Here is a 23,918-nt window from a genome sequence, read left to right as displayed (position 1 = left end):
TCGAGGGTGTCATGAGGCGTCCTCCTCGGGAGTTCGCCGGCTGGCGCGGGCCGAAACGGGATTGTTGGTCGCGCCGGTGATGGCGGCGATGACCTCCTGGCTTGTGGTCTGGCTGACGGGTGAAGACGCCGTTGTTGCGGCCGAGCCGCAGCACCACGACCCGTCGGCCACGGCCATCACGTCGGCCATGCTGTGACTGATCATCAGGACTGCCAGCCCGCCACGGTCTGCCGCTGGCCACCGGACAGGCTGGCCACGGGGATGCGCACCGAGGGGATGCGGGCGGACAGCTCTTGCAGCAGCTGCCAGGCCCGGCGCTCCATCTCGATCTCGTCGATCTGCCCGGATCGCAGGATCTCCCGACCAAGGAACAGGTTGCCGACGACGTCGAGGTTGTCACACAGGGTCAGGTCCTGGAAGTTGGTGGACACGCCCAGGCGCTGAGCCTCGGCGGGTCCTTTGACGCTGACCTGTCGCCCGGCGATCTCCGTGGTGCCGGAGTCGGGGCGGTGCACACCCGCGATGCTCTTGACCAGGGTGGACTTGCCGGCGCCGTTGTCGCCGACGAGGGCCACCACCTCCCCGGCACGGACGTCGAGGCTGATGTCGCTGAGTGCTTGCACGGCACCGAAGCGCATGTCGCCGTGGCTGACCCGTACTGCTTCGACGAGCGCACGTGCGCCGACGAAGGTGTCCAGGCAGCCTCTGTTGCCGCAGGCGCAGACGGCACCGTTCTCGTCGAGGGTGAGGTGACCTATCTCCCCGGCTGTGCCGCTGGCGCCGCGGTAGACCTCCCCGTCGATGACCAGTCCGGCGCCGACCCCGTGCGAGGCTCGGATGTAGCAGCCGTTGCGCACCCCGCTCAGTGCACCCGACCGGATCTCGCCAAGAGCCGCCATGTTGGCATCGTTGTCGAGCCGCACCGGCGCTCCGAGCCGGGTGTTCAACGCTTCGGCAATCGGCACCCCGCTCCAGCGAGGCAGGACGCTCTCAGAGCCGACCTGACCGCTGCCCGAGTCGACCGGAGCCTGCATGGCCACCCTCAGGTCGCGGTCGCCGATCGAGACTGCGGCGATGACGCCGTGCCTGCCGGGAAGGGAGACCAGGGTGGCCCGTCGGCCGTTGCGGATGCTCCGGCGCAGAGACACCGACCCGTCGTCGCTCAGCTCGCGCCCCAGCGTCGAGATCGAGGCGGGCGACAAGCCGGTGACAGTGGCCAGCTCCACCTGGGTGAGCGAGCCCTGGAGCCGCAGGGTCTGCAGCACGCGCGCCCGGTTGGCGGCGCAGGGACGACTGCGACCCGGGCGCTGCTGTGTTCACGACGTGAACCATAGTCCGTGGCCGAAGCCCCGGGACTGGTGTCGGGCCGACCATGCCTGGAGAGACATGCCGCAACTCACTGAATGACAGAGCTGTAATAAGCCAACCGTGAGTTTACGAGCCACGATCTTTACCTTTTCGGGGTAGTTCTGCGAGCCGTCGGCCGCATACGTTCCACAGTGACCACATCCACAACCGTGGCATGCACTAGTCCCAGGACCCCGTGATCACGAAGAGAGTGACATTCACCATGCCCAAAACTCGACTCAAGCCCTGGCAAAGCCGACCCCGGGGGAGGTCCGCGCTGACGGCGGCCCTGGCCGGTGCGCTGAGCCTGAGCCTGCTCCTCGCCGCTCCCGCGGTGGGTGACCCGGTGAATCCTGGCGTCACCCACGACGAGGGACATGCCGACGAAGGTGTTCCGCTGACCCCCGACAGCCTGGAGCTCACCCAGGAGGAGCTGGTCCCGGCCACCGGAATCACCGAGCCTTTGGCGATCGAGGGCGTTATGCCCGACCTGGAGGACCTGCCCGCAAAGTTTCTGCAGGGTGCCCCTGCCCAGGACGTCACGACGCTCAAGGGCACCACGCAGGGTCTCCCTGCGCAGGAGCAGCCGGCGTCGCATCCGTCGCCGCCCAGCAAGTCGCTGCCGCGCACCCTGGATGCGACGCCAGGATGGCAGGCCACCTATTCGTGTGACCCCAACAACAAACCGGGGATGGTCGCCTTCGCCAACCTGGTCTCCAAGCACTACAACCGGCCGCGCTACTACACGTCGCGCACCTGCCGCCAGGGGGACAACAGTCAGCACTACGAGGGCCGGGCCGTGGACTGGTCGATGGACGCCTACGACGCCAGCGACAGGGCCATCGGCGACTCCGTGGCCACGTGGCTGACCAAGAACAACGGTGAGATGGCGCGGCGATTCGGGATCATGTCCGTCATCTGGAACAAGCGGTCCTGGTATGTCTCGGTTCCGGACCGGTGGTACGACTACACCGGTCCCAGCCCGCACACCGATCACCTGCACATCAGCTTCACCTGGGACGGCGCGATGAAGCGAACGTCGTGGTGGACGGGGAGCGCGGTGACCACCACGGACAAGGGCACCTGCCGGGTCTACTCCCTGCAGTACGCCCCTCGCTACACGGGCCGACGCACGGCGGAGTGCCCGACGTCGCTGCCGAAGGCGCCGACCACGTCGTTCCCCGTCCTGCTTCCCACGGCCCGGACGGCCGACGTCGCCAGGGCCCAGGCGCACCTGGGCTTCCAGGGTGCGGACGTCGACGGCTCGTTCGGCCCCGGGACGCTGAGTCGGCTGATGAGCTACCAGCGCAGTCGCGGGCTCCCGGTCACCGGGGTGCTGGACAACGCGACCTGGCACGACTTCTTCACCGGTGTGCACCGGACCTTCGGGGCCGATCGCTACGGCACGGGTGCGGCGCTGTCCGCATTCACCCGGCCGGGCAGCGAGGTCTGGATCACCACGGGTCAGGCCTACCCGGACGCCTTGGCGGCCAGCGCACGCGCCGGCACGCGCAACGCACCGGTCCTGCTCGTGGAGAAGGGTCGTATCCCGGCGACCACGGTGGCCGAGCTGCGTCGCCTGAAGCCGAGCCGCATCTTCGTGATCGGTGGCACCGCAGCGATCAGCTCGTCGGTCTCCTCTGCGCTGGGTTCCTACACCCGGGGTTCGGTGACCCGGCTGAGCGGCGCCGACCGCTACGGCACGGCCGGAGAGGTGGCCAAGCAGTCCGGCACCTCGGTGCCCGTGGCCTACGTGGCAACCGGGGAGCACTGGCACGACGCGCTGGTGGGTGCGGCGCGGGCCGGCCAGGGCAACGCTCCGTTGCTGCTGACCAAGCGAACCAGCCTGCCCACCACCACCCGGCGTGCGCTGCAGAGGCTGAATCCGGGTCGGATCGTGGTGGTCGGCAACGACCGCAACGTCTCGGCCAACGTCGCGAAGGCGCTGCGCACCTACACCCGCTCCAACACGGTGCAACGGGTGGAGGGCAGCAATGCGTACTACATGGCGGCCGAGCTGGCGGGGTACTACCCCAGCGGCTTGAACGTCGTCTACGTGACGACCGCCAAGCAGTACCCCGACGCGCTGAGCAGCGCGGCCCGAGCCGGGCGGCTCAACGGGCCGGTGCTGTTGACCTCGCCGACAGCCATCCCGAGAGCCACGAAGGCCGCCCTGGCCGACCTGCGGCCGGATCGGATCGTCGTCGTCGGCGGCCCCAATGCCGTGAGCGGGGACGTGGTGAGGGCGTTGCGAGCCTACGCGCGCTGAGGAGCAGCGGTGCCCCCGAGGCGCTGTGGCCCCAGGGGATGCTCCGCCCACAGATCACTCTGTGATGCGGGGCGTCCCTGCGTCGGATCCCGCAACAGCCCGGCTTGGCGACCGGGCAGGTCCGACGGATCGCGCCTGGAGGCGCTCACGATGAACGACCACTTGGGCGTGAGCGCCGCGGGGCGCGGCCCGGCGCGAGGAGACCAGCTCGAAGCGTAGGACCTGCGCCATCGTCTCCGCGTAGGCAGCAGTGACGTGGCTCCCCTGCCGATAGACCAGGACGTTGCCGATGACGGCGGAGCACACCTGGTCCGGGCACAGCCAGGGGCTCAGGTCGATGAACCGGACCCCGGGAAGCCGCTGAGTCGCTGCGCGCAGCGAGGGCGTGCCCCGGCCCTCCGACGCCGGGAAGTTGCACACCGTGTAGTCCTGCGGGTTGTCCCCGACGCAGGTGTACACCTGCTTGCCCGGGCCGGGGCCGGGGTTGTCGGCCAGGGCGATGACCTCGACGTCGTTCGTCTGCAGCTGCCGCCAGTACGTCAGATAGCCCTCCACGAGTGAAGCCGAACCGGACCCGGACGCTCCGCCGTCCGCCACGTCCGAACCTGAGGAGGTGACCACAACCATCGGCTTGTCCGGCCCCGTCAAGTCGGCAAGCACACGTTTGCCCCACTCGGAGCAGTCGTCGTAGGGCTGGCCTTCCACCGACAAGGTGGCATCGGTCCAGCTGCATCTCGACTTGGTGTAGGTGCGGATCAACCACCCCTCCTGCACGCCGATGACGTCCAGAGCCGGGAGCCACTGCCCCACCTTCGAGTCGCCGACCACGGCCACCACGCGATTCGACTCGGTGTCCCCGTAGTCGCACGTGGCCGGCTCCGCGACGCCGGTTTGGACCTGACATCCGTCGTCGTAGAGCTGCGGGACGTCCTCGGTCGCCAACTCAGGGTCCGGATAGACCCTACCGGTGGCGGTGAGGGCAGCACTCGGGTCGGCGGTGACCTCGGGCCGCTGCGAGGCCGGGTCCTGCGTCAAGGCCCGCGCACCCAGGGCCCAGTCGGGTAGGTCGCTGCCCAGGGTCGGCGTGCTGAGCACCAGGGTGAGGGCCAGGGCTGCGGACGCCGTCATGGTTGCCCCCGCCCAGGTCAGCGTGCCAAGGGGGGCCCCGGCCAGGGACGATCGAAAGCGGATGGGGTCCTCGACGGCGATCTTGGTGAGCCAGGCCAGCAAGATGGCCAGGGCCATGACGAGCATCCTGCCCCGCAGGCCGGTGCCGGGGCGTACCTCGTCGAGGTAGACCAGCATCGGCCAGTGCCACAGGTACAGCGAGTAGGAGATGCCGCCGAGAAAGCGTAGCGGAGCGGCGCCGAGGACGGAGCCGGTCCGGGTGGTGGATCCCGAGCAGCCGGCGGCGACCACGGCTGCAGTCCCTAGGACCGGCAGCAGCGCGGCCGAGCCCGGCCAGGGCGTGCTGGCCGTGACGAGAACTGCACAGGCTGCCACCGCTGCCACGCCGAGCAGTGCCAGGATCTCGGCCGCACTGCGCGACAGACCACGGAGTCGAGGCACGGCGAAGGCCAGCATGGCCCCGATGCCGAGCTCCCACACCCGGGTGGTCGTCACGAAGTATGCGGTGTCGGGTGCCCTGGAAGTGTCGATCACCGACCAAAGCAGCGAAGTCAGGGTGATCACGCCCAGGACCAGACCCATCATTCGGAAGGGCCCGGTCCTGGTCTTTGCGGCCAGCAGGACGGCACCGATCATCAGCAGCGGCCAGAGGAGGTAGAACTGCTCCTCGACAGACAGGGACCAATAGTGCTGTACCGCGGAGGGCGTGGCGTCCTCGGCGAGGTAGTCCACAGACCGGCGGGCGAGTGCCCAGTTGACGACGTAGAAGGTGCTGGCCACGATGTCGCGGCCCAGGTCGCCCCGGGCAGCCGCAGGCAGGACGGCATACCCGAGCATGCCGGTGGCGATCAACACCACGGTCGCCGCAGGCAGCAGTCGACGCGCCCGACGCGCGTAGAACCCGATGATGGAGATGCTCCCGTGCTGCCGCACCTCGCGCAGGAGCAGCGAGGTGATCAAGAACCCCGAGATCACGAAGAACACATCGACACCCGCGAAGCCACCGCTGATCCCGGGAACCCGTGCGTGGTACAGCAGGACCAAGAGGACGGCGACGGCCCGCATCCCCTCGATGTCACCGCGCAACCCCGCGCGTGGAGCAACCCCTGACACGCTCATCTGGTCGTCACTCCCTGGCCTTCCATCGCCACCGCATCAGCCGGAGAGCATCATTGCCACGACTCGTTCGTGTGGCCATCCCGAGCCATGGACCCTCAGGATATGACGAAGGGTCCGACGATGTGGCGCCGTGGCGGTCAGCCCGCACCTGTGTGGGTGGGGTCTCCCGCACGCGCGGGGCCTGGCACCACCGGGGGCACGGTGGGGTCGGGCCAGTCCGGCACCTGGCCGCGCACGGCCGCGTACACCGGCTCGTAACGAGCGGCGTTGGCTGCCCAGGTGCGATGCTCCAGCACCCACTCGCGGGCCGCCTGAGCCAGGTCGGCCCGGCGTTGCGGGTCGGTGGCCAACTCACCCAGCACGTCGGCCAGCGCTGCGGCGTCGCCGGGGGGGAACGTGCAGCCTCGGTCACCGGTCCCGATGATCTCGCGCAGGGCGGGCAGCTCGGAGACCACCACGGGGACGCCAAGAGCCATCGCCTCGTACGGCTTGAGCGGAGTGGTCAGGCGCGCCGCCCGCTCATCAACCCGAGGCACGACGAACACGTCGAGCTGGGCGTAGTAGTCGGCCACTTCGTCGTGCTCGACCCGGCCGGTGAACAAGACAGCGTCCCCGGCGGAGCAGTTCTCGGCGTGCCGTTCGAGCTGCTCGCGGCGGCGACCGTCGCCGACGATCAAGGCCCGGGCCGGCACCCCCCGACACCGCAGGATGACCGCAGCGTCGATCAGCAGCTCCTGGCCCTCACGGAAGTGGTCAAGGTTGCTGACGTAGCCGAACACAAAGTCTTCAGGGGCCAGTCCGAGGTCGGCCGAGAGTCGCGCCGAACGCGGCCGCGGGCTGAGTTCCTCTGGGGCGATGCCGTTGGGGACAACGAAGACTCGGGAGGGGTCGACCCCTCGGGAGAGGATGTCCTGGCGCATGGACTCGCTGAGCGTGACGACGGCGTTGGCCGCACGCATGCACCGCTCCTCCGTCGCACGACGTAGCCGGTAGATCTCCGCGTTCTCCGCCCGGGTCGCATCGGTTGTCCACACGGCCTCGAACATGCCCCTCACCTCGTACACGACCGGGCACTTCAACGCCCGTCCCACGGACAGGGCAACGAGCGCGTTCTCGTAGCCGCGGTGGCCCGAGTGGACATGAATGATCTGGGGCCGCTCGGTGGCCACGACCTCGATGAGTGCTCCGGCGAAGGCGTCGAGGTGCTGGTCGAACGGCTCGGCGGCTGGGATCTGCTCGCGCAGCAACCGGACATGGGGCACCTGCCCGACCAGCTCTCGGGTGGCCTCTGGCTCCACACGTAGGGTGCGAGGGAAGTCCAGAGCAGTGACCGCCACCGGGTCCCACCCACCCAGATGCTGCTGGTCCAGCAGGTACCTGCTGCGCAACGCGTAGCCACTCTGCCGGTAGGGCATCGAGATCTTCAGCAGGTGCAGGACCCGCCGGGGCGCTGGCCCGCCCGTCACCTCAGGCACGGGCTGGTGGACCCTCGGGTACCACCACGGGGCGAGTTCGGTCAACCTGCCCACCTCCCGGCGCAGCAGCTGGTCTGCATGGGGTGTGGGATAGAGAGTGCTCTGCCGCTGCAGAAGGCGGACCTGCAGGGTCAGCTCTCCGGCGGCGCGGGAGGTGCGCGCCGCCTGCTGCAGCACCATGGCGCCCGGGGCGTCGTCGGCCAGGACGCTGCGGACCAGCTCGAGTGCCTCGGTGTGCTGGCCTGCGGCGGTGAGATCGGCCAGGCGGGCCTGCCGGCCCACGACGACCTCGCGATACGCGCGAGCCACACGGCCCGGCTCGGCCATCTCTAGGAGGGCCTGCCGTGCCCGGCCCGACTCCTCCTGGCGGACGGCGGGGTCGGCCAGCAGCCTGATGCGCTCGACCGCCTCCTGCGCGCTGTCCACCACCCAGTCGGGGGGGTACAACCGGCCGGCCCCGCCACGACGGGCAAAGGCAGGCCAGTTGCGCACCACCGGAACGGCCCCGGCGGCCACACCCTCCGTCATGCCGAGGTGCCACGACTCGCGCACGCTGGCGCTGAGCACGACGTCGACCTCGGACAACGCCGCGGACGGGTCACTCACCTGGCCGGTGTAGATGATCCGGTCGCACACGTCCTCGGCCATCGCCCGCTGCCGGAAACGGTCGGCGTAGACGCGGCCACTGGCCGTCGGGTTGTCCGGGAAGTCGGGTCCGATCAACATTAGCCGCCAGTCCCCGCCCGCGGCGAGCAGGCCGGCCAGCACCTCCATCGCCCAGAGTGGATCCTTGACCTTCTGCGCCCAACCGACCAGACCGAGGGTGATCCCCTCATGTGCCTGTCGTGATCGCTCGAAACGAGCCACCTCGACGATGTTGGGCACCACCTGGGCGTGCGTGTGCTGCAGGGCCGGGCCCAGCGCATCGCGCACCAGGTCCAGCAGGTGCGGGCTCACGCACACCAGCTCATCGACCCGCGACCAGTCGATAAGGTGCAGCCAGGGCCGTAACGCGTCGACGCTGTGCACCCGGACGGTGATTCGGGTGCCTGGTGCAGCCGCCAGTACCGCCCAGACGGCCATCTTGTCGGCCCAGTCGACAAGAAGGGCATCGGCCTGCGGTCGCTGAAGACCCAGATCCGCGAGCGCCCCGGCGGTCTCTCCCAGCCCCGCCGCGAGCCGCAGCGCGACCGGGGCCGCCGTGACCGCCATCCCGTGCAGCTCCCGACGCCGTCCGGGGGCTGGGAGCACCTTCACCTGAGTGCCGGGCAACTCACGCAGTGCTTGCACGACGGGCTCGTAGAACGACCCGTAGGCCCCGGGCAGGACGACCACCCGCATCCGGGGGGCCGCGTCGCCGGACCCGGTCTCGTCGGCCGCCGATGTCGGCACCGGGTCGGTGAGCAGACCCCAGACCCGGTGCTGCCGCAGGGGTGCCAGGTATGCCATCGGGTCGTCGATGAGCGGGCTGGAGGCGACGTCGGAGTGCAGCTCGCGGTGGAAGGCGATCTGTAGCCCAGTGACCGCCCAGCGGACCGTCTCATCGCGGTCCCCTCGTGCCAACGCCGTGTCCGCCAAGCCGAGGGCCAGCCCAGCTATTGCCGCGGGGACCGCGTCAGTGCGCCCGGTGTCGTCCAGCTCGGCCAGTACACGCTGAGCACGCACCCCTGGGTCCGTGCCGATCCAGGGCACCGCAGCGGCAGCGGTCGCCCATTGGACGGCGTCCCCGTGGCGTCGTTCGCCGGACAGCGCGGTGAGCGCCGCTCGCACCACGGCCACGGCAGCGTCTTGCTGCAGCCATGCCGGGAGCGACAGGTTCTGTACGACTACCGCGGCCGCCGTCCACCGGTCGAGACGTGCGGCGTGGGGCGCAAGCCCCTCCTGCCCTGCGGGCACCGCGGCCCGGACGAAGCGTGCCCAGGCGAGGTACTGGGCGAGTGCCTCCGGTGCCTGGACCGCTGGGAGGGTGGTGACCTGCGGGTCGAAGTCCAGGGCGACCGGCAGTGCCGCATCGCCGACCTGGTCGAGCGCGATGACGTGGTCGGATCTACGCACCGCCCGCCGCCACCAGGGGTCGAACCTCGCGGCCAGCCGCATCCGCCGCGCGGGTGAGGACGAGATGCTGGCGGCGCCGAGGGCCACCCGGCGCGCAGGCGAGCTGGTGGCCTGGACGGTGAGTCCGTGGAACAGGTCGTCTGCGAGAGTCTGGCGGACGTCCTTCGGGACGGCTCCGAGCTGCGCCCAGCGAACCTCATGACCGATGCTGCGCAGCTCGGCGACCGCCTCGCGGTGCTCCAGCAACGCGTCTCTGGACCCTGCGACCAACAGGTACGACTGCCGGGCGACCACCGGTTCGGGGAGACCACTCATTCGGGGAGACCACTCACCGGTCCGGCTGTCCGCGTGCCCACCCGCCGGAGCATAGTGGACGGCCACAATCTCGCCGACGGCACTCTTCTAGGGCGAGGGTTCGACCCCCTCCTTCGTGAAATCTTGGGTCTTGTGACGCTTGACAGCCCCACCGACCGGGTCGACGCCCACCCTCGGTTCCGCTCCGATGTGGAAGGGCTGCGGGCGGTGGCGGTGGTCTTCGTGCTGGTCCACCACGCGGGGCAGGCGCTGTGGCCGGGGGGGGGGCATCGGGGTGGACGTGTTCTTCGTCATCTCCGGGTTCGTGGTCACCCTGCAACTGATGCGGGAGGTCGAGCGCACGGGACGGGTGGACGTGGTGGCCTTCTGGTCTCGCCGGGTTCGGCGGGTTCTGCCGGCCGCGACCCTGGTGCTGGGCGGCACTCTCCTGGCCGCGCATCTCGGGGCGACGCGGTTGCGCTGGGGAAGCATCTGCCACGACGTGATCGGTGCGCCGTTGTATGTCGTCAACTGGCTGTTCGCCGCCCGCTCGGTCGCTCACCCCGGTGAGGAGACGGGCCCGTCGGCGGTGCAGCACTACTGGTCGCTGGCTGTCGGGCTGCAGGCCGGCCTGCTCTGGCCGCTGTTCGTCCTGGGGATGGTCCTCGTGGCAGCCTGGCTGCGACGCCGCTCCGGCACCCGTCCGGACCCGCGCCGCGCGACCAGGCTCGTTCTGGCCGTGCTGGCCCTGGGGCTGGTCCTGCTGGTGGTGCTGCCGTCCCTGGCGTGGTCGTGGTGGTACACCGCGGCCGAGCCGGAGGCGGCCCACTTCGTGACCACGACCCGATTGTGGGAGCTGGGGCTCGGGGCGGGGGTGGCGGTGCTGTCACCGGCGTGGTCGATGGTGCCTCGCGCGGTCGCCGTGGCACTAGGTTGGGCCGGGCTCGTGGCCCTGGTGGCCGCGGGGTCGGTGCTTGACCCCACGGTGCCGTGGCCGGGCACGGCGGCGCTGTGGCCCGCGCTGGCCACCGTGCTGGTGATCGTGGCGGGCTTCGGCGCCGGGCCCTCCGGTCCCGTACGACTGCTGGGCCGGCCCCCCGGTCTGGGTCGGTGGTCTGTCGTACTCGTTTGTACCTGTGGCACTGGCCACTGCTGCAGATGGTGCAGTGGCGGCTGGGTCCGGTCTCTCCCGCGCAGGGCCTGGCGGTGGTGGCGCTCTCGGTGGTGCCGGCCTGGCTGGGGCATCAGTGGGTGGAGCGCCCCCTGCGACACCCGACCACAGAGCACGCCTCGCCGCGGCTGACCCTGTCGATCGGGGTCAGCCTGTCCTTGATCCCGTTGCTCGCCGGGCTGGTGCTGTGGTCCGGCGCGACGGCGCCCTTGCGCACCACGGCCATCGTCGACCCAGCCGGGCACGAGCAGGTCGTGCGAGAGGGCTTCCAAGGTGCAGGAGGCTCCGCTGTTCGACGTGCTCACCCCTGCCCCCACCCTGGCAGGGCGGGACATCGGCGACATCTACGACCGGGGGTGCGTCAACGATCCTCGGGACACCCGGGTACGTCGGTGCCTCGCGGGCGACCCCGACGGGCGGGTCGTGGTACCGGCGGTCGGGGACTCCAAGGTCGCCCAGTGGGTCCCCGCGCTGCAGACCATCGCCGAGGACCACGGCTGGAGGCTGGAGATCTACCTCAAGTCCGGGTGCCCACTGACATCCGCGGTCACCCTCGATGCCGCTGGGGAACCCTACGAGGGCTGCACCGACTGGGGCCAGGCCGTGCTCGCCCGGCTGGCTTGTGCACCCCCCGACGCTGGCGGTGACCTCGGGGGCCGTCTGGTGGCCCTGGACGCAGCGGGGGACTACACCGTCGCCGGCCTGACCGCGGGGTTCACCGACGTCTGGCGCCGGCTCGCCGGGGCCGGAGTGCATGTGGTCGCGATCTCGGACACTCCGGGTGCGCAGGCGCTACGGACTCCGGAATGTGTCGCCGCGCACACCGAGGACCCCAACAGCGCCTGTGCTTGGGTCTCCTCAGGCGGCGAAGGCTCGCCGGCTCTGCGGGCGGCCGCCGCCGAGGTCGCCGGGGCCACCTACGGCGATATGAACCCATGGGTCTGCCCCGAGGGAGGGGCCACTGTTCGACGTGATCACTCCTGACCCGGTGCGCCACGGCGGACGTGCCCGCCCTGTACGGGCAGGGCTGCTCAACCGCGCTGGCCGACACCTCGGTCAACCAGTGCGTCTCCGGGGACGAGGGCGGCGACGTCGTGCTCGCGATGGTGGGCGACTCCAAGATCGCCCAGTGGCAGCCGGCGCTGGACGCCATCGCCCAGGAGCGCGGGTGGCGCTTGGAGATCTACATCAAATCGGGCTGCCCACTGACCACGGCGCTGACCGTCATCGACACCGATCTCTACGAGAGCTGCCAGGACTGGGGACTGGCCGTGCTCGACCGGCTGGTGGGGCCGGACCGAGCGGACGTGGTGGTGACCTCGGGGGTGCGCCAGGACGCCCTCGACGCGGAGGGACAAGAAACCCTCGAAGGTCTCGTCGACGGCTACGAGGACGCATGGACACAGCTCACCGAGGCCGGCGTGCAGGTCGTCGCGATCTCGGACAGTCCGCAACCCGGGGGCCAGAAGGTCTACGAGTGCGTGGCCGACAACATGGACGATCCCAACACCGCGTGCTCGTGGCCATCGGAGGACGGCATGGGCTCGCTCGGGCTTCGCACTGCGGCTGAGGAGGTCGACGGGGCCAGTTACGTCGACATGAACCGCTGGATCTGCCCCCACGGGACCTGCCCGGCGGTCTATCGCAATGTGCTGACCTACCGGCAGGGCTCGCACATCACGGCCACCTACGCCTCGGTGCTGGCGGGGCGGCTGGCCGAGGAGCTGGTGCCGCTGGTCGCGGATGCCGCGGCCGACTGAGCCGCGGCAGCGGGATCGGCAGGGCGTCCCTCCGCCTCGTGCCCCGCCATACCGGGCAAGGCTGCCCGCACGACGTCGCGGTCAGGTGGCGCGGCGGGAAGGAGCCACCGTGGTCGATGCCCCCAAAGACGTAGGCACACGTCGGAGACCCCGAGCAGGTCGACCGGGAGTCCGGCGGGTCCCGGTTCGACGTCGTTCGGCTGGACCTGGACCTGCACCGAGCGGGCGGTCACGGCGCAGGACTGGGAGGACAGCAGCAGCAGCGCCTGCGCGTCGAGAACCACCAGGCGCTCGATCACGACCGCCTCCAGCCGGGTGACCGGGCGCAGGCCCGGTGCCGCCACGACGGCGTCGAACCACGCCGGGTGCATCTCCGGTCGCAGCGTGCTGCGCGCCTGCGGCGTCTCGACGTGCCAGAGGCCCACCGGGCCACGGTGACGGTCACGGTCACGGTCACGGTCACGGTCACGGTCGCTCGAGTCCGGCCGTCCTGCCCGGTCGGCGTGGGCGCCCAGGGTGAGCTCGCGGTAGCGCTGGTGCCACGTTGCGTCGGGCTCCGTCGGGTCGCCGCTCAGATCGCCCAGGTAGCACAGCAGCACACCGGACGCGGGCTCGGAGTCGAGGTCGAGCCCTCGGGTCAACGAGCCTGCCACCGGCACGGGCACCTCGCCGGGGCGCAGCGAGACGCCGCGGGCCTCCTGCGCGGCCAGGCGCCGGTGCCAGGCGCGGTAGGTGCCCCGGAACATCAGTCGGTCGGGGTCGCTCCACCGGAAGGTGAAGTCACCCCGGGACAGGCTGCCCGACCGCAGCCGGGTGATCGCCAGGGTGCTGCCGGTGTCCATGACCGGACCGACCAGCGTGGCCAGCCGCTCGGCATACTCGGAGTCGGCGGCCTTGCGCAGCGGCAGGAAGGTCCCGGCCTGCTGCATCACCGATCGGCGCACCAACAGCGACGACGCGTTGTCGCGGACGGCCTCGTAGCCGAACCACTGGTGGCTCAGGTCGTCCTTGGCCCGGACGGCGCGGCTGCGACTGGCCGGTGCTTCGGGATGGCCGTCCAGGATCGCGACCTGGGCGTCGATCCGCTCCGGGTGGGACCAGTCGTCGGCGTCCTGAAACGTGATCAGCTCGCCGCGGGAGCTCTCGATCGCGGCCCGCCGGGCCAGATAGCTGCCGGTGTTGCGGGGCAGCCGCAGCAGCCGCGCCCGGGGGTCGCTGCGCACCGCCGCGTCGAGCAGCTCCGCGAAGTCCGCTCCGGAGGCATCGTCCACCACGACGATCTCCAGATCCTGGTAGGTCTGCGCGCTCAACGAGGCCATCGAGGTGAGCAGACCCTCGTCCGGCCGGAAGACCGGGACCACCACGGTCACCAGCGGACCGCTGGTGACCGGCCCTGTGGGGTTGGTCGGGCTGGTCAGCCGGTCGAACAGCTGCCGGGCGGGCCTGCTGGCCGGCGTGCGCACCAGCACCGGTGTGCGACCACTGGCCACGAACTCGGCGGAGAGCAGCCGCTCCCAGGCAGCATGCTCGGCGGTGTGCGGATCGAAGCGAGAAGGCAGGTCCGCCGGGTCTGGCAGGTAGGGGTGCGCCAGGTCCGTGCGCAGATAGTGCTCCTGACGGGCCGAGAGCGCGTCGAGCTCCGAGAGCAGCTCGGTCAGCAGCCGGTGCTGGCCGGTCAGCGCGAGCGCCTGGCCCAGGTGGCTCTGATGAGAGCGGCGCAGACCCGAGACACCGGCCCGCTGCACCAACCACCGGTAGAGCCCGGCGCCGGCCTGCAGCTCCTCCTGCTCGAGCGCCCTGCCGCACCAGAGGAGGGCCAGTGCCGCAAGCGCTGCCGGCTGCGGGGATGGCACCGCAGCGCGAGACAGCCCACCGTCCTGCAGGACCCTGCGCAGCAGCTGGTCCGCGTCGAGAGCCCCCGCGGTGCCGGCCAGGGCGAGGGCGTGCGCCGGCGCGTCCGACCGGGTGCGCAGGCCCAGGTGGGCCACTGCATCGGAGTGCTGCTGCGCCCGGGTCTGCAACGTCCGCACGGTCAACCACCCGGGTCCGTCCCACTGCGGGTGAGTGCGCCGTGGATCCGTCGGCACGCTGTCCCCTCCTCTCGATCAGGGCTCGCCGGTGGGCGCTGCCGCCCGCCAGGCCATCTGGCCAGACACTACGCTGAGACGGTGCTGACCAAGGCTGTGCTTCCGCTGGGTGCCGCCGTGGCGCTGACCCTGTCGGCGACCGTGGTGCTGGGTGTCGCCCTGGAGCTGTGGGCGGCGGCCGCGCTGGCCGGCTGTCTGCTGGTGAGCCTGGCGTTGTTGGTCTCGCTGGACGCCTGGCGCCGGGTGCGCGGCCTGCGCGCCTTCGTCCGCGAAGAAATCGGACGTGCGGCGGCCCGCCAGGCGAAGGAGAGCAGCGCGGTCGACTCGAGCGTTTCGGCTCCGGCGGACGTCCTGGAGGCCGTGCGATTGCTCCAGGCGCAGTACGTCGGTCGCCTGGAGCGGCTCCAGGTCAGTGTGGAGTCACTGGCCGAGCACACCGTCGCTGAGCGTGCCGGGGAGGGTGGCAGCAGCTCTCAGACCAGCACGTGAGCGGCGGGGTCGCCGTAGAAGACGATCTGGGAGCTGCGGTTGACCAGGTCGGCGTCCGTGATCGCCCAGGTGTGCCCGACGGTGCTGGCCGCCCGGCGGGAGATGAAGTTGAACCGGTCCGCGGAGTAGACCGCACCGCCGCGCGCCCGCACCTTGTCCAGGAACGTCGTGTCGACCCGGCGGGGCAGGTCCTCGAACCGCACCTGCGCGGCGACCTCACGGGGGGTCAGGATGGTGCCGCCCTGGACCAGGTCGACGTAACGGTGCTCAGCGTGGGCGAAGCGCAGCACGGTGGCATCCGAGGCGGCCAGGTGCACGTAGTGCGCCCACTTGCCGACCACCTGGGCCTGGCTGTAGTCGAACGCGCGGACCAGGTCCGACAGGTAGTGCGGGCCGTAGGTGTTGTCGTCGTCCATCTTGGCGACGTAGCGCCCTGAGGCGGCCGTCACCCCGAGGTTCATGCAGGCGCCCAGGGTCAGCTCGGCGGGGGCCCTGCGGATCACCAGATGCTCCAGCCCGAGCTCCGCGGCCTGGGCCTGGACCTGCGCCTCGTCGACCTCGAATCCGTGCGGCACCAGCACCAGCTCGACGGCGGTATGCCGTTGCCCGGCCAGGGTCGCCAGCACGCGCTCGACCTGTCCCGGCCGCATCGTCGGCACGATCACGCTGATCGACTGGTCGACCGGCTGCACCGGCAGGCCCACCGCCTCGAGCACGTGGTCGACCCGGTGGGTGTAGAGGTGCTCGTCGAAGACCCGCCGGTGTGCCCGCAGCGCGAGCCTGTCTCGGTGTTCGGGCTGGTCCAGCAGCATCGTCAGGGCGCTGCGGGCCTGCGCCGTGTCGGCTGCCACGGTGACCGTGTCGCCGAAGAACGGCTCGATCGCCGCCGACGGCGCGGACAGCACCGTGGTCTGCGCGGCGCTGAGCTCGAACAACCGTCGTGCGCACATCGTGGGCGACCCGGTCACCGAGTTGACGTTGAGGAAGACCGGGTATGCCGTCGCGGCGGTGAGCATCTGCTCGTACGGCACCGAGCCGACCACCGAGCCGCGGTAGCGGGCCGGGAACTGGTAGCGCTCGTCCTCGGACTGCATCCGGGAGAAGATGTGCAGCCCACGCTCCTGGGCAGCCGGCAGCAGCAGGTCCATCTGCGCACGCCGGTCGGGGTGCTTGTGCGCGAAGTACGTGCCCGCGAACGCCACCTCGCCGACCGGCTCGCGCAGATGCCGCACCGGAGAGTGGATGCGCGGCTGAGCAGCGAACGGCAGGAGACCCACCCGGTCGTGCCCCAGGTCGCGCACGTAGTCCGGGATCTTGTCGGCGTCCACCGTGAAGACGTTGTCGAACAGCCTGGCCGTCGCCACGAACACGTCGTAGTTGGGTGGGTCCTCCTTGTTCCAGAACACGGTCGGTATGCCGTGCTCGCGGCACCAGCGGACCACGCCGGCCAGGTCGACGGCCTCCGGGCCATCGGTGTTGGTCATCGCCAACCGCCAGGCCCGGTCGTTGCCCGCCCACGCCGACTCCACGAAGAGCAGGTCGGGGCGGTGGGCCTCCAAGTGCTGCGCCCAGCCGGCGCGGGGCACGGGCTGCTGGTCCCACTCGTAGCCGAACGCCAGGGTGGAGAACGGGTCCAGGATGACCGCGACAGCCAACCCGGGGCGCACGACCGGACCGGGCGGCACCGGGTAGGGGGGGAGCGCGAAGGCGGAATCCTTGCGGCCCAGCCGCCGCACCTGGGTGATGGCGCGGGTCCGCACCCGGCGCACCAGGGTGCGTCGTGCGGCGGGCTCGCGGGCGGCGCGCAGCAGCCCCCGGCGCACCCGCTTGGCCAGGGTGCGGGCGGCCTTCACCCGGTCCGGCGGTGGTGTGGCGACCCGGGCAGTCGAGTCGTGTGTGGGGCTCGAGGTGGTCACGGGCGCAGCACCCCCACCAGCACGTCGGCGATCCGCTCCCCGGCCCGACCGTCCCACAGCGGCGGCACCGCCCATTCCTGCAGGGGCCCGGTGGCCAGCACCTCTCGCACGTTGTCCGCCAGATTGTCCCGACGGACCAGTCGGTTGGTGCCGTGGCTGATGGTCACGGGACGCTCGGTGTTGGGACGCAGAGTCAGGCAGGGCACACCCAGGATGGTGGTCTCCTCCTGCACCCCGCCGGAGTCGGTGATCACCGCGGCCGCCGCGCGGACCAGCCCCATGAACTCCAGATACCCGTAGGGCTCCACCACCTGCAGGTCGGGGTGGTCGAAGAAGCCGGCCTCGCTCAACCGGGCCCGGCCGCGGGGGTGCAGCGGCACCACCACCCGGGCCTGGTCGGCCACGGCGTGCATGGTCTGCACCAGCTCCTGCACGTCGCCCGGCCGGTCCACGTTGCCGGGACGGTGCAGCGTGGCGACCAGGTAGGTGTCCGGCAGGTCCAGCTCGCGCCGCACCGGCTCGGGGTCGAAGGAGTCTCGGTGCGCCAGCAGGGTGTCGATCATCGGGTTGCCGACGAAGTGGATCCGGCCCGGGTCGGTGCCCTCGTTGCCCAGGTGCGCCACCGCGTCGACGCTGGTGGTCAGCAGCACGTCGGCCAGCCGGTCGGTCACCATCCGGTTGATCTCCTCGGGCATGGTCAGGTCGAACGAGCGCAGCCCCGCCTCCACATGGGCGGTGCGAATGCCCATCTTGGCCGCGACCAGGGTGGCGGCCACCGTGGAGTTGACGTCGCCGTAGACCACCACCAGGTCGGGCGAGTGCTCGACGAACAGCTCTTCCAGCCCGGTCATCACCGCCGCGGTCTGCGCGCCGTGCGGGCCCGAGCCCACCCCGAGGTTGACGTCCGGGCGGGGCAGGCCGAGCTGGGTGAAGAAGACGTCGCTCATCGCCACGTCGTAGTGCTGTCCCGTGTGCACCAGCAGCTGCGGTATGCCGCGTGCCGTCAGGGCCGCGATGACCGGGGCCGCTTTCGGGAAGTTGGGTCGGGCGCCGGTGACGTGCAGGACGAGCTCAGGCATGGGGGTCCTCGATCGACGGGCGTGGCCAGGCCAAGAATGCCATGACGGCGTAGAGTCTCGGCTCACCGCCGCAGTGCCCGCACCGTCGGCGAGGCCCCGATCCGCTGGGGTGAGGACCAGGGCAGGAAGGTGTCGGTGAGGTGCGGGTGACCAGAGTCAGGCACGTGGTGCGCAACCTGCCGCTGAGCGCCTCGCTGCTGCGCCACCACCTGCACCGCGGCTCCGGCAAGGGCGCCTCGGTGCTGCTGCGCCGGGCTCCCCACGCGGTCCGTGCCAGGGTCGCGGTGCTGGCCAGGACCCGGCGACCCGAGGTGGCCGCGCTGGCCCTGGCCGCTGACGGTCGGAGTGCGCAGGCGGTGCAGCTGCTCGAGGCCGCGCTGACGGCAGCCCGGACGGCGCCACGGCCCGGTCCGCTCGCCCGGATCGCCGAGGCGGCCGCCACCCTGCACCAGCCCGAGCTGGCCGGACGGGCGATGGACGGCATACCTGAGCACGACCGTGACCCGGCGCGAGAGGCGCTGATCGCGGCCGACCGGGGGCACCTGGGGCGGGCGCTGGAGCTGGTGCAGGATCAGCCCGGGCGGGCGGCCCGCCGGTTGGCTGCACGGCTGCGCGGGGAGATCGAGGTGGTCCAGGGGCACGCGCTCACCGAGGACCTGGCCGCCCGCCAACCGGCGCCGGACCCGTCGCTCGACGAGCCCTGGGCGACGGGTGCATCCGGTGGACCCGAGCGGGTGCTGCACGTGGTCACCAACGCGCTGCCCGAGCGGCAGGCCGGCTACACCATCCGCACCCACGGCATCGTCAGCGCCCAGCGAGCCAGCGGTCTGGATGCCCGGGTGGTCAGTCGACTCGGGTTCCCCGTCGACACCGGGGTGCTCGGCGCCGCGCCTGAGGTCACCGTCGACGGCGTGCCCTACCACCGGCTGCTGCCCGGCACCGCGATCCCCCCACCCGGGCGGGCCCGTCAGGACCTGGCCGTGCGCGAGCTGGACGCGCTCGTCGGGCGGGTCGGCGCCGACCTGCTGCACGCGCACAGCATGCACGACAACGCGCAGACGGCCCTGCGGGTCGGCCGGGGTCGTGGACTGCCCGTCGTCTACGAGGCGCGGGGCTTCCTGGAGGAGACCTGGCGCACGGAGGGGGGCAGCGCCGACTCCGACTTCTACCGCTGGTCCAAGGAGACCGAGACCCGGTGCATGGTCGCCGCCGACGCGGTCGTCACCCTGGCCGAGGCGATGCGCCTGGACATCGTGGACCGAGGGGTCGACCCCGACCGGGTCGTGGTCGTCCCCAACGCCGTGCCGGCGTCCTGGACCTCCCCGCTGCCGGCGGGACAGCCGACGCGGGCCCGGCTGGGCCTCCCGGCTGACGCGGTGGTCTTCGGCACCGTCAGCACACTCAACGACTACGAGGGGCTGCACACCGTCATCGCGGCCCTGCGGCTGATCGAGGACCCGGTCTTCCGGCTGCTGGTGGTCGGTGACGGCCCGGCGCGACCCCGGCTGCAGGCCCTGGCCGAGCCGTTGGGCGACCGGGTGGTCTTCACCGGTCGGGTGCCGCACGCCCGCGTGCGCGAGCACCTCGCGGCCCTCGACGTCTTCGTGGTGCCCCGGGCCGCCACTCCCGTGACCGTCCTGGTCCCGCCGATCAAGCCGCTCGAGGCCCTGGCCGTGGGTGTCCCGGTGCTGGCCAGCGACCTGCCGCCACTGGTCGAGATCGTCTGCCCGGGCAGCTTCGGGGAGGTGGCGGCCGCCGACGACCCCGCCGCGTGGGCCGACCAGATGGCCTCGCTGGGATATGCTCCCGACCACGTCCGCTCCCTGGGTGAGCGCGCACGTGCCTTCGTGGCCCGTGAGCGGACCTGGGCTGCGACGCTCCACCGCTACGACACGGCATACTCATCCGCGGTGCGACACTGACAGACTGTGCCCGCCGGGCGCGCGACCCGCCGCTCCCGATCCCCGAGGCAAGGAGGCGACCACCGTGGCTGTGGATGCCGTCATCATCGGACTGGGCTACGTCGGCCTGCCACTGGCCCAGGAGGCCAGCAAGGCCGGCATGCACGTGCTCGGCTTCGACATCAACCAAGGCGTCGTCGACGCGCTCAACGCCGGCACCTCACACATCGACGACCTGAGCGATGCCGACATCGCCGAGATGGTGGACCTCGGGTTCCGGGCCACCACCGACGAGACCGAGATCGCCGAGGCGGGAGTGGCCGTCATCTGCGTGCCCACCCCGCTGTCCCAGGACGGGGGCCCGGACCTGCGGGCGGTGGAAAGCGCGGTCGACGCGGTCGCCCGCAACCTCAAGCCCGGCACCCTGGTCGTGCTGGAGTCCACGACCTACCCCGGCACGACCGATGAGGTGGTGCGCCCCAAGCTCGAGGAGCACGGTCTGGTGGCCGGGCAGGACTTCCACCTCGCCTTCTCCCCGGAGCGGATCGACCCGGGCAACGAGCAGTTCGGGGCCAAGAACACCCCGAAGGTCGTCGGCGGGCACTCGCCGGAGTGCACCGAGGCCGCGGCGGCGTTCTACGGCCGGTTCGTCGACACCGTCGTGCGGGCCAAGGGCACCCGGGAGGCCGAGACGGCCAAGCTGCTGGAGAACACCTACCGGCACATCAACATCGCCCTGGTCAACGAGATGACCCGGTTCTGCCACGAGCTGGGCATCGACCTGTGGGACGTCATCGACGCCGCCAAGTCCAAGCCGTTCGGCTTTCAGGCCTTCTATCCCGGACCAGGGGTCGGCGGGCACTGCATACCGATCGACCCCAACTACCTCTCGCACAACGTGCGGGCCCGGCTGGGCTACCCGTTCCGGTTCGTTGAGCTGGCCCAGGAGATCAACTCCGGCATGCCGGCGTATGTCGTGCACCGGGCCCAGGACATCCTCAACGACCTCGGCAAGCCGCTGAAGAACTCGGTGGTCCTGCTGCTCGGGGTCACCTACAAGCCCAACATCGCCGACCAGCGGGAGAGTCCGGCGGTGCCGTTGGCCCGCCAGCTCGTCTCCAAGGGCGCGCAGGTGCGCTACCACGATCCGCACGTCAGCCACTGGGGCGCGCTGGGTGACGCCGCCGGCCGGGTCGAGGACGCCGCGGCCGGAGTCGCCGAGGCGGACCTGACGATCCTGGTGCAGAACCACCGCGACTACGACGTCGACGCGTTGGCTGCCGGGGCCCAGGCCTTCTTCGACACCCGCGGGGTCGCTGCAGCGGGTGAGAAGGTCTCCCGGCTGTGACCCTGCTGGGCGGTCCTGACCACCAGGGTTCCGTCCCCGGCCCGGACCAGGCCGATGCGGCTGCGCTCGCGCAGCAGCACGGGCTGGATCTGGTCGGTGTGCGGCCCCCGTTGGGCGCCTACCTGCGAGACCTGTGGCGGCACCGCAGCTTCCTGCTGACGATGGCCTCGGCCGACTTCATCTCGAGGCATCAGCAGAGCTTCCTCGGCCAGATCTGGCTGCTGCTCAACCCGCTGTTGCAGGGGGGCGCCTACTACCTGATCTTCGGGGGCATCATCCTGGACACCCGCAGGGGAGCCGAGGGCAACTACATCGGCTTCCTGCTCGTCGGGCTGTTCATGTTCCTGTTCATCGCCTCCGGGATCAACAACGGCGCCAAGGCGCTGACCGGCAACATGGGGCTGGTCCGGGCGCTGCGCTTCCCGCGGGTGATCCTGCCGATCGCGGTCACCCTGACCGAGCTGTTCGCCGCCCTGCCGGCCTTCGCCGTGGCCCTGCTCGTCGTCGTGCTCACCGGGGAGCAGCCGACCTGGGCCTGGTTGCTCTACCCGGTGGCCATCCTGATCGCGTTCGTGATGACGTGCGGCATCTCGATGCTCGCCGCGCGCCTGGTGTATGTGGTGCGCGACCTGGCCAACCTGGTGCCCCTGATCACCCGGGTTCTGCGCTACACCAGCGGGGTGTTCTTCGTGATCTCGGCCAACGCCACTGGGTGGCTGGGCCTCGTGCTGATGTATCAGCCGGTGGCTGCCGCGCTGAGCATCATCCGGGAGCCCGTGCTGCGTGAGTTCCCGCTGGACGGGTCGATCTGGGCGGTGGCTACGGGCTGGGCAGTGCTGTTCTTCGTCTCCGGTTTGGTCGTCTTCTGGCGGGGTGAGGCGACCTATGGCCGGCAGTGAGGTCCCGGCGGTCATCGCCTCCCACGTCGACATCCGCTACACGGTCTACGGCGCGGGCTCCGCGACGCGCGAGGAGGAGCCGGTCAAGGTGTTGGACCGGCTGGTGCACCGGGCCCGCACCCAAGTCGGCACGAGGCAGGTGCACGCGGTCAAGGACGTGTCGTTCGTCGCGCACCAGGGAGAGTCGATCGGGCTGATCGGGCGCAACGGCTCGGGCAAGTCCACCCTACTGCGCTCGATCGCCGGGCTGATCCCGGCGAGCAGCGGCGAGATCTATCTCAACGGCAAGGCGGCGCTGCTGGGGGTCAACGCCGTGCTGATGCGCCAGCTCAGCGGGGCCCGCAACGTGATGATCGGCGGTCAGGCGCTGGGGCTGTCCCGCCGCGAGGTGCAGGACAAGTACGACGAGATCGTGGAGTTCTCCGGGATCGGTGACTTCATCGACCTGCCGATGAGCTCCTACTCCTCGGGGATGGCGGCCCGGCTGCGCTTCGCCATCTCCACCGCGGCGGTGCCCGACATCCTGGTCGTCGACGAGGCGCTGGGCACGGGCGACGCGCTGTTCCGAGAGCGGGCAGCGCAGCGGATCGCCCAGATCCGTGACGCAGCCGGCACCATCTTCATGGTCAGTCACTCGCCGGGGGCGATTCAGAGCATGTGCGACCGGGCCCTGTGGCTCGAGCAGGGGCACCTGATCATGGATGGTCCGGCGGCCGAGGTCGGGCAGGCATATGCCGAGAAGTACCCACCGCGGACACCGCAGCGCCAGACGAAGAAGAAGACCCGCAAGCGCCGCTCCACCGGGGGCGGGGAGCCGACGCTGGGCCCACCCACGGCCTCCGGTGCCACGGCTGCTGGCGACGGTCCCGGCACCGAGGAGCCTCCCGACCAGGCACCGCAGCAGCCGCCGGCGCCCTAGGCGGCTGGGTCGGGCAGGTGCGTGATCTGGCCGGTGGGGTGTGCTCCGGATGGATCGGTCAGGTGCGTGATCGGGCCGGCGAGTGGGTCAGGGGCGGCCCATGCCGACGTAGGTCCAGCCCGCTGCGCGGTAGGCCGCGCGGTCCAGGGCGTTGCGTCCGTCGATGATCAGGCGCCGGTCGACGTGCTTGCCGAGCTCGGCAGGGTCGAGGTCGCGGAACTCGCGCCACTCGGTCAGGTGCAGCACCACCTCGGCACCGGCCATCGCGTCGAGCACCGACTCGGCATAGTGCAGGGTCGGGAAGACCTTGGCTGCGTTGGGCATGGCCCAGGGGTCATAGACGCTGACCGAGGCGCCGGCCAAGTGCAGGGAGCCGGCGATCGACAGGGCCGGGGAGTCGCGCACGTCGTCGGAGTCGGGCTTGAAGGCCGCCCCCAGGATTGCGACCCGTCTGCCCACCAGAGCGCCGACCTGTTTGCGCACCATCTGCACCACGTGCTCGCGGCAGCGCAGGTTGATGGCGTCGACCTCGGTCAGGAAGGCCACCGAGGCCGAGGCCCCCAGCTCGCCCGCGCAAGCAACGAAGGCGCGGGTGTCCTTGGGCAAACAGCCGCCGCCGCAACCGATCCCGGCGTTGAAGAACTTGTGCCCCATCCGCTCTT

The 23,918-nt window shown here is 71.0% G+C and carries 17 protein-coding genes; 9 read left to right on the top strand and 8 right to left on the bottom strand.

Features of this window, described 5'->3' with window-relative positions; genetic code table 11:
- Positions 1–9 precede the first annotated feature (9 nt).
- Both ACR2FV_RS05255 and ACR2FV_RS05250 read right to left on the bottom strand, forming a co-directional pair.
- Positions 10–204, bottom strand: a complete 195-nt coding sequence (locus ACR2FV_RS05255) for a hypothetical protein (protein ID WP_434014649.1) — start codon at positions 202–204, stop codon at positions 10–12.
- Positions 204–1,265 carry an ROK family protein gene (locus ACR2FV_RS05250; RefSeq protein ID WP_434014648.1) on the bottom strand — a complete coding sequence of 354 codons (1,062 nt, stop codon included), beginning with the start codon at positions 1,263–1,265 and terminating at the stop codon, positions 204–206. The genes ACR2FV_RS05255 and ACR2FV_RS05250 overlap by 1 nt, the downstream gene beginning before the upstream one ends.
- A gap of 305 nt (positions 1,266–1,570) precedes the next feature.
- Here ACR2FV_RS05250 and ACR2FV_RS05245 point away from each other — a divergent pair, with 305 nt between their 5' ends.
- Entirely contained in the window at positions 1,571–3,616 is a 2,046-nt protein-coding gene (locus tag ACR2FV_RS05245) for a cell wall-binding repeat-containing protein (protein ID WP_434014647.1), read from the top strand.
- Between the two features lie 54 nt (positions 3,617–3,670).
- On the opposite strand, the gene ACR2FV_RS05240 is transcribed toward ACR2FV_RS05245, so the two are convergent.
- Entirely contained in the window at positions 3,671–5,863 is a 2,193-nt protein-coding gene (locus ACR2FV_RS05240; RefSeq protein WP_434014646.1) for an acyltransferase family protein, read from the bottom strand.
- Positions 5,864–6,000: 137 nt separating this feature from the next.
- Positions 6,001–9,708, bottom strand: coding sequence for a glycosyltransferase (locus ACR2FV_RS05235; RefSeq protein ID WP_434014645.1), 3,708 nt, complete (start codon positions 9,706–9,708; stop codon positions 6,001–6,003).
- A gap of 187 nt (positions 9,709–9,895) precedes the next feature.
- Between ACR2FV_RS05235 and ACR2FV_RS05230 the strand changes: the two genes are divergently transcribed.
- The 3 genes from ACR2FV_RS05230 to ACR2FV_RS05220 all read left to right on the top strand — a co-directional run bounded on the left by ACR2FV_RS05230 (position 9,896) and on the right by ACR2FV_RS05220 (position 12,618).
- Positions 9,896–10,990, top strand: coding sequence for an acyltransferase family protein (locus ACR2FV_RS05230; RefSeq protein ID WP_434014644.1), 1,095 nt, complete (start codon positions 9,896–9,898; stop codon positions 10,988–10,990).
- 141 nt (positions 10,991–11,131) lie between these two features.
- Positions 11,132–11,842 carry an SGNH hydrolase domain-containing protein gene (locus tag ACR2FV_RS05225; protein ID WP_434014643.1) on the top strand — a complete coding sequence of 237 codons (711 nt, stop codon included), beginning with the start codon at positions 11,132–11,134 and terminating at the stop codon, positions 11,840–11,842.
- A 20-nt stretch (positions 11,843–11,862) separates the two neighbouring features.
- Entirely contained in the window at positions 11,863–12,618 is a 756-nt protein-coding gene (locus ACR2FV_RS05220) for an SGNH hydrolase domain-containing protein (protein ID WP_434014642.1), read from the top strand.
- Here the strand turns inward: ACR2FV_RS05220 and ACR2FV_RS05215 are convergent.
- Positions 12,546–14,705, bottom strand: coding sequence for a glycosyltransferase family 2 protein (locus ACR2FV_RS05215; RefSeq protein WP_434014641.1), 2,160 nt, complete (start codon positions 14,703–14,705; stop codon positions 12,546–12,548). The two genes, ACR2FV_RS05220 and ACR2FV_RS05215, sit on opposite strands and share 73 nt — an antisense overlap.
- A gap of 81 nt (positions 14,706–14,786) precedes the next feature.
- Here ACR2FV_RS05215 and ACR2FV_RS05210 point away from each other — a divergent pair, with 81 nt between their 5' ends.
- On the top strand, positions 14,787–15,194 hold the full coding sequence (locus ACR2FV_RS05210; protein WP_434014640.1) for a hypothetical protein: 408 nt from the start codon (positions 14,787–14,789) through the stop codon (positions 15,192–15,194).
- Here ACR2FV_RS05210 and ACR2FV_RS05205 read toward each other — a convergent pair.
- Together ACR2FV_RS05205 and wecB are read right to left on the bottom strand one after the other, a co-directional pair.
- The gene (locus ACR2FV_RS05205) at positions 15,179–17,110 is read right to left on the bottom strand and encodes a glycosyltransferase family protein (protein WP_434014639.1); all 1,932 of its coding nucleotides are present in this window, start codon (positions 17,108–17,110) and stop codon (positions 15,179–15,181) included. The genes ACR2FV_RS05210 and ACR2FV_RS05205 overlap by 16 nt on opposite strands.
- Positions 17,107–18,189: a non-hydrolyzing UDP-N-acetylglucosamine 2-epimerase gene (wecB, locus tag ACR2FV_RS05200; RefSeq protein WP_434014638.1), complete on the bottom strand. Its 1,083-nt coding sequence runs from the start codon at positions 18,187–18,189 to the stop codon at positions 17,107–17,109. Before wecB ends, ACR2FV_RS05205 begins: the two co-directional genes overlap by 4 nt.
- Positions 18,190–18,335: 146 nt before the next feature.
- Between wecB and ACR2FV_RS05195 the strand changes: the two genes are divergently transcribed.
- The 4 genes from ACR2FV_RS05195 to ACR2FV_RS05180 all read left to right on the top strand — a co-directional run bounded on the left by ACR2FV_RS05195 (position 18,336) and on the right by ACR2FV_RS05180 (position 23,256).
- Complete coding sequence (locus ACR2FV_RS05195; RefSeq protein WP_434014637.1) at positions 18,336–20,111, top strand: glycosyltransferase; 1,776 nt, start codon at positions 18,336–18,338, stop codon at positions 20,109–20,111.
- 64 nt (positions 20,112–20,175) lie between these two features.
- Positions 20,176–21,438 (top strand): nucleotide sugar dehydrogenase, encoded by a 1,263-nt coding sequence (locus ACR2FV_RS05190; RefSeq protein ID WP_434014636.1) that lies wholly within the window; start codon positions 20,176–20,178, stop codon positions 21,436–21,438.
- Positions 21,435–22,337, top strand: a complete 903-nt coding sequence (locus ACR2FV_RS05185; RefSeq protein WP_434014635.1) for an ABC transporter permease — start codon at positions 21,435–21,437, stop codon at positions 22,335–22,337. Before ACR2FV_RS05190 ends, ACR2FV_RS05185 begins: the two co-directional genes overlap by 4 nt.
- The gene (locus ACR2FV_RS05180) at positions 22,324–23,256 is read left to right on the top strand and encodes an ABC transporter ATP-binding protein (RefSeq protein WP_434014634.1); all 933 of its coding nucleotides are present in this window, start codon (positions 22,324–22,326) and stop codon (positions 23,254–23,256) included. Before ACR2FV_RS05185 ends, ACR2FV_RS05180 begins: the two co-directional genes overlap by 14 nt.
- Positions 23,257–23,343: 87 nt before the next feature.
- Here ACR2FV_RS05180 and ACR2FV_RS05175 read toward each other — a convergent pair.
- On the bottom strand, positions 23,344–23,918 hold a 575-nt coding region (locus tag ACR2FV_RS05175; protein WP_434014633.1), incomplete at its 5' end, for a UDP binding domain-containing protein.

It is taken from the genome of Ornithinimicrobium sp., assembly GCF_051004135.1.
GTDB lineage: Bacteria > Actinomycetota > Actinomycetes > Actinomycetales > Dermatophilaceae > Ornithinicoccus.
This window is presented reverse-complemented; position numbering and strand designations above follow the sequence as displayed.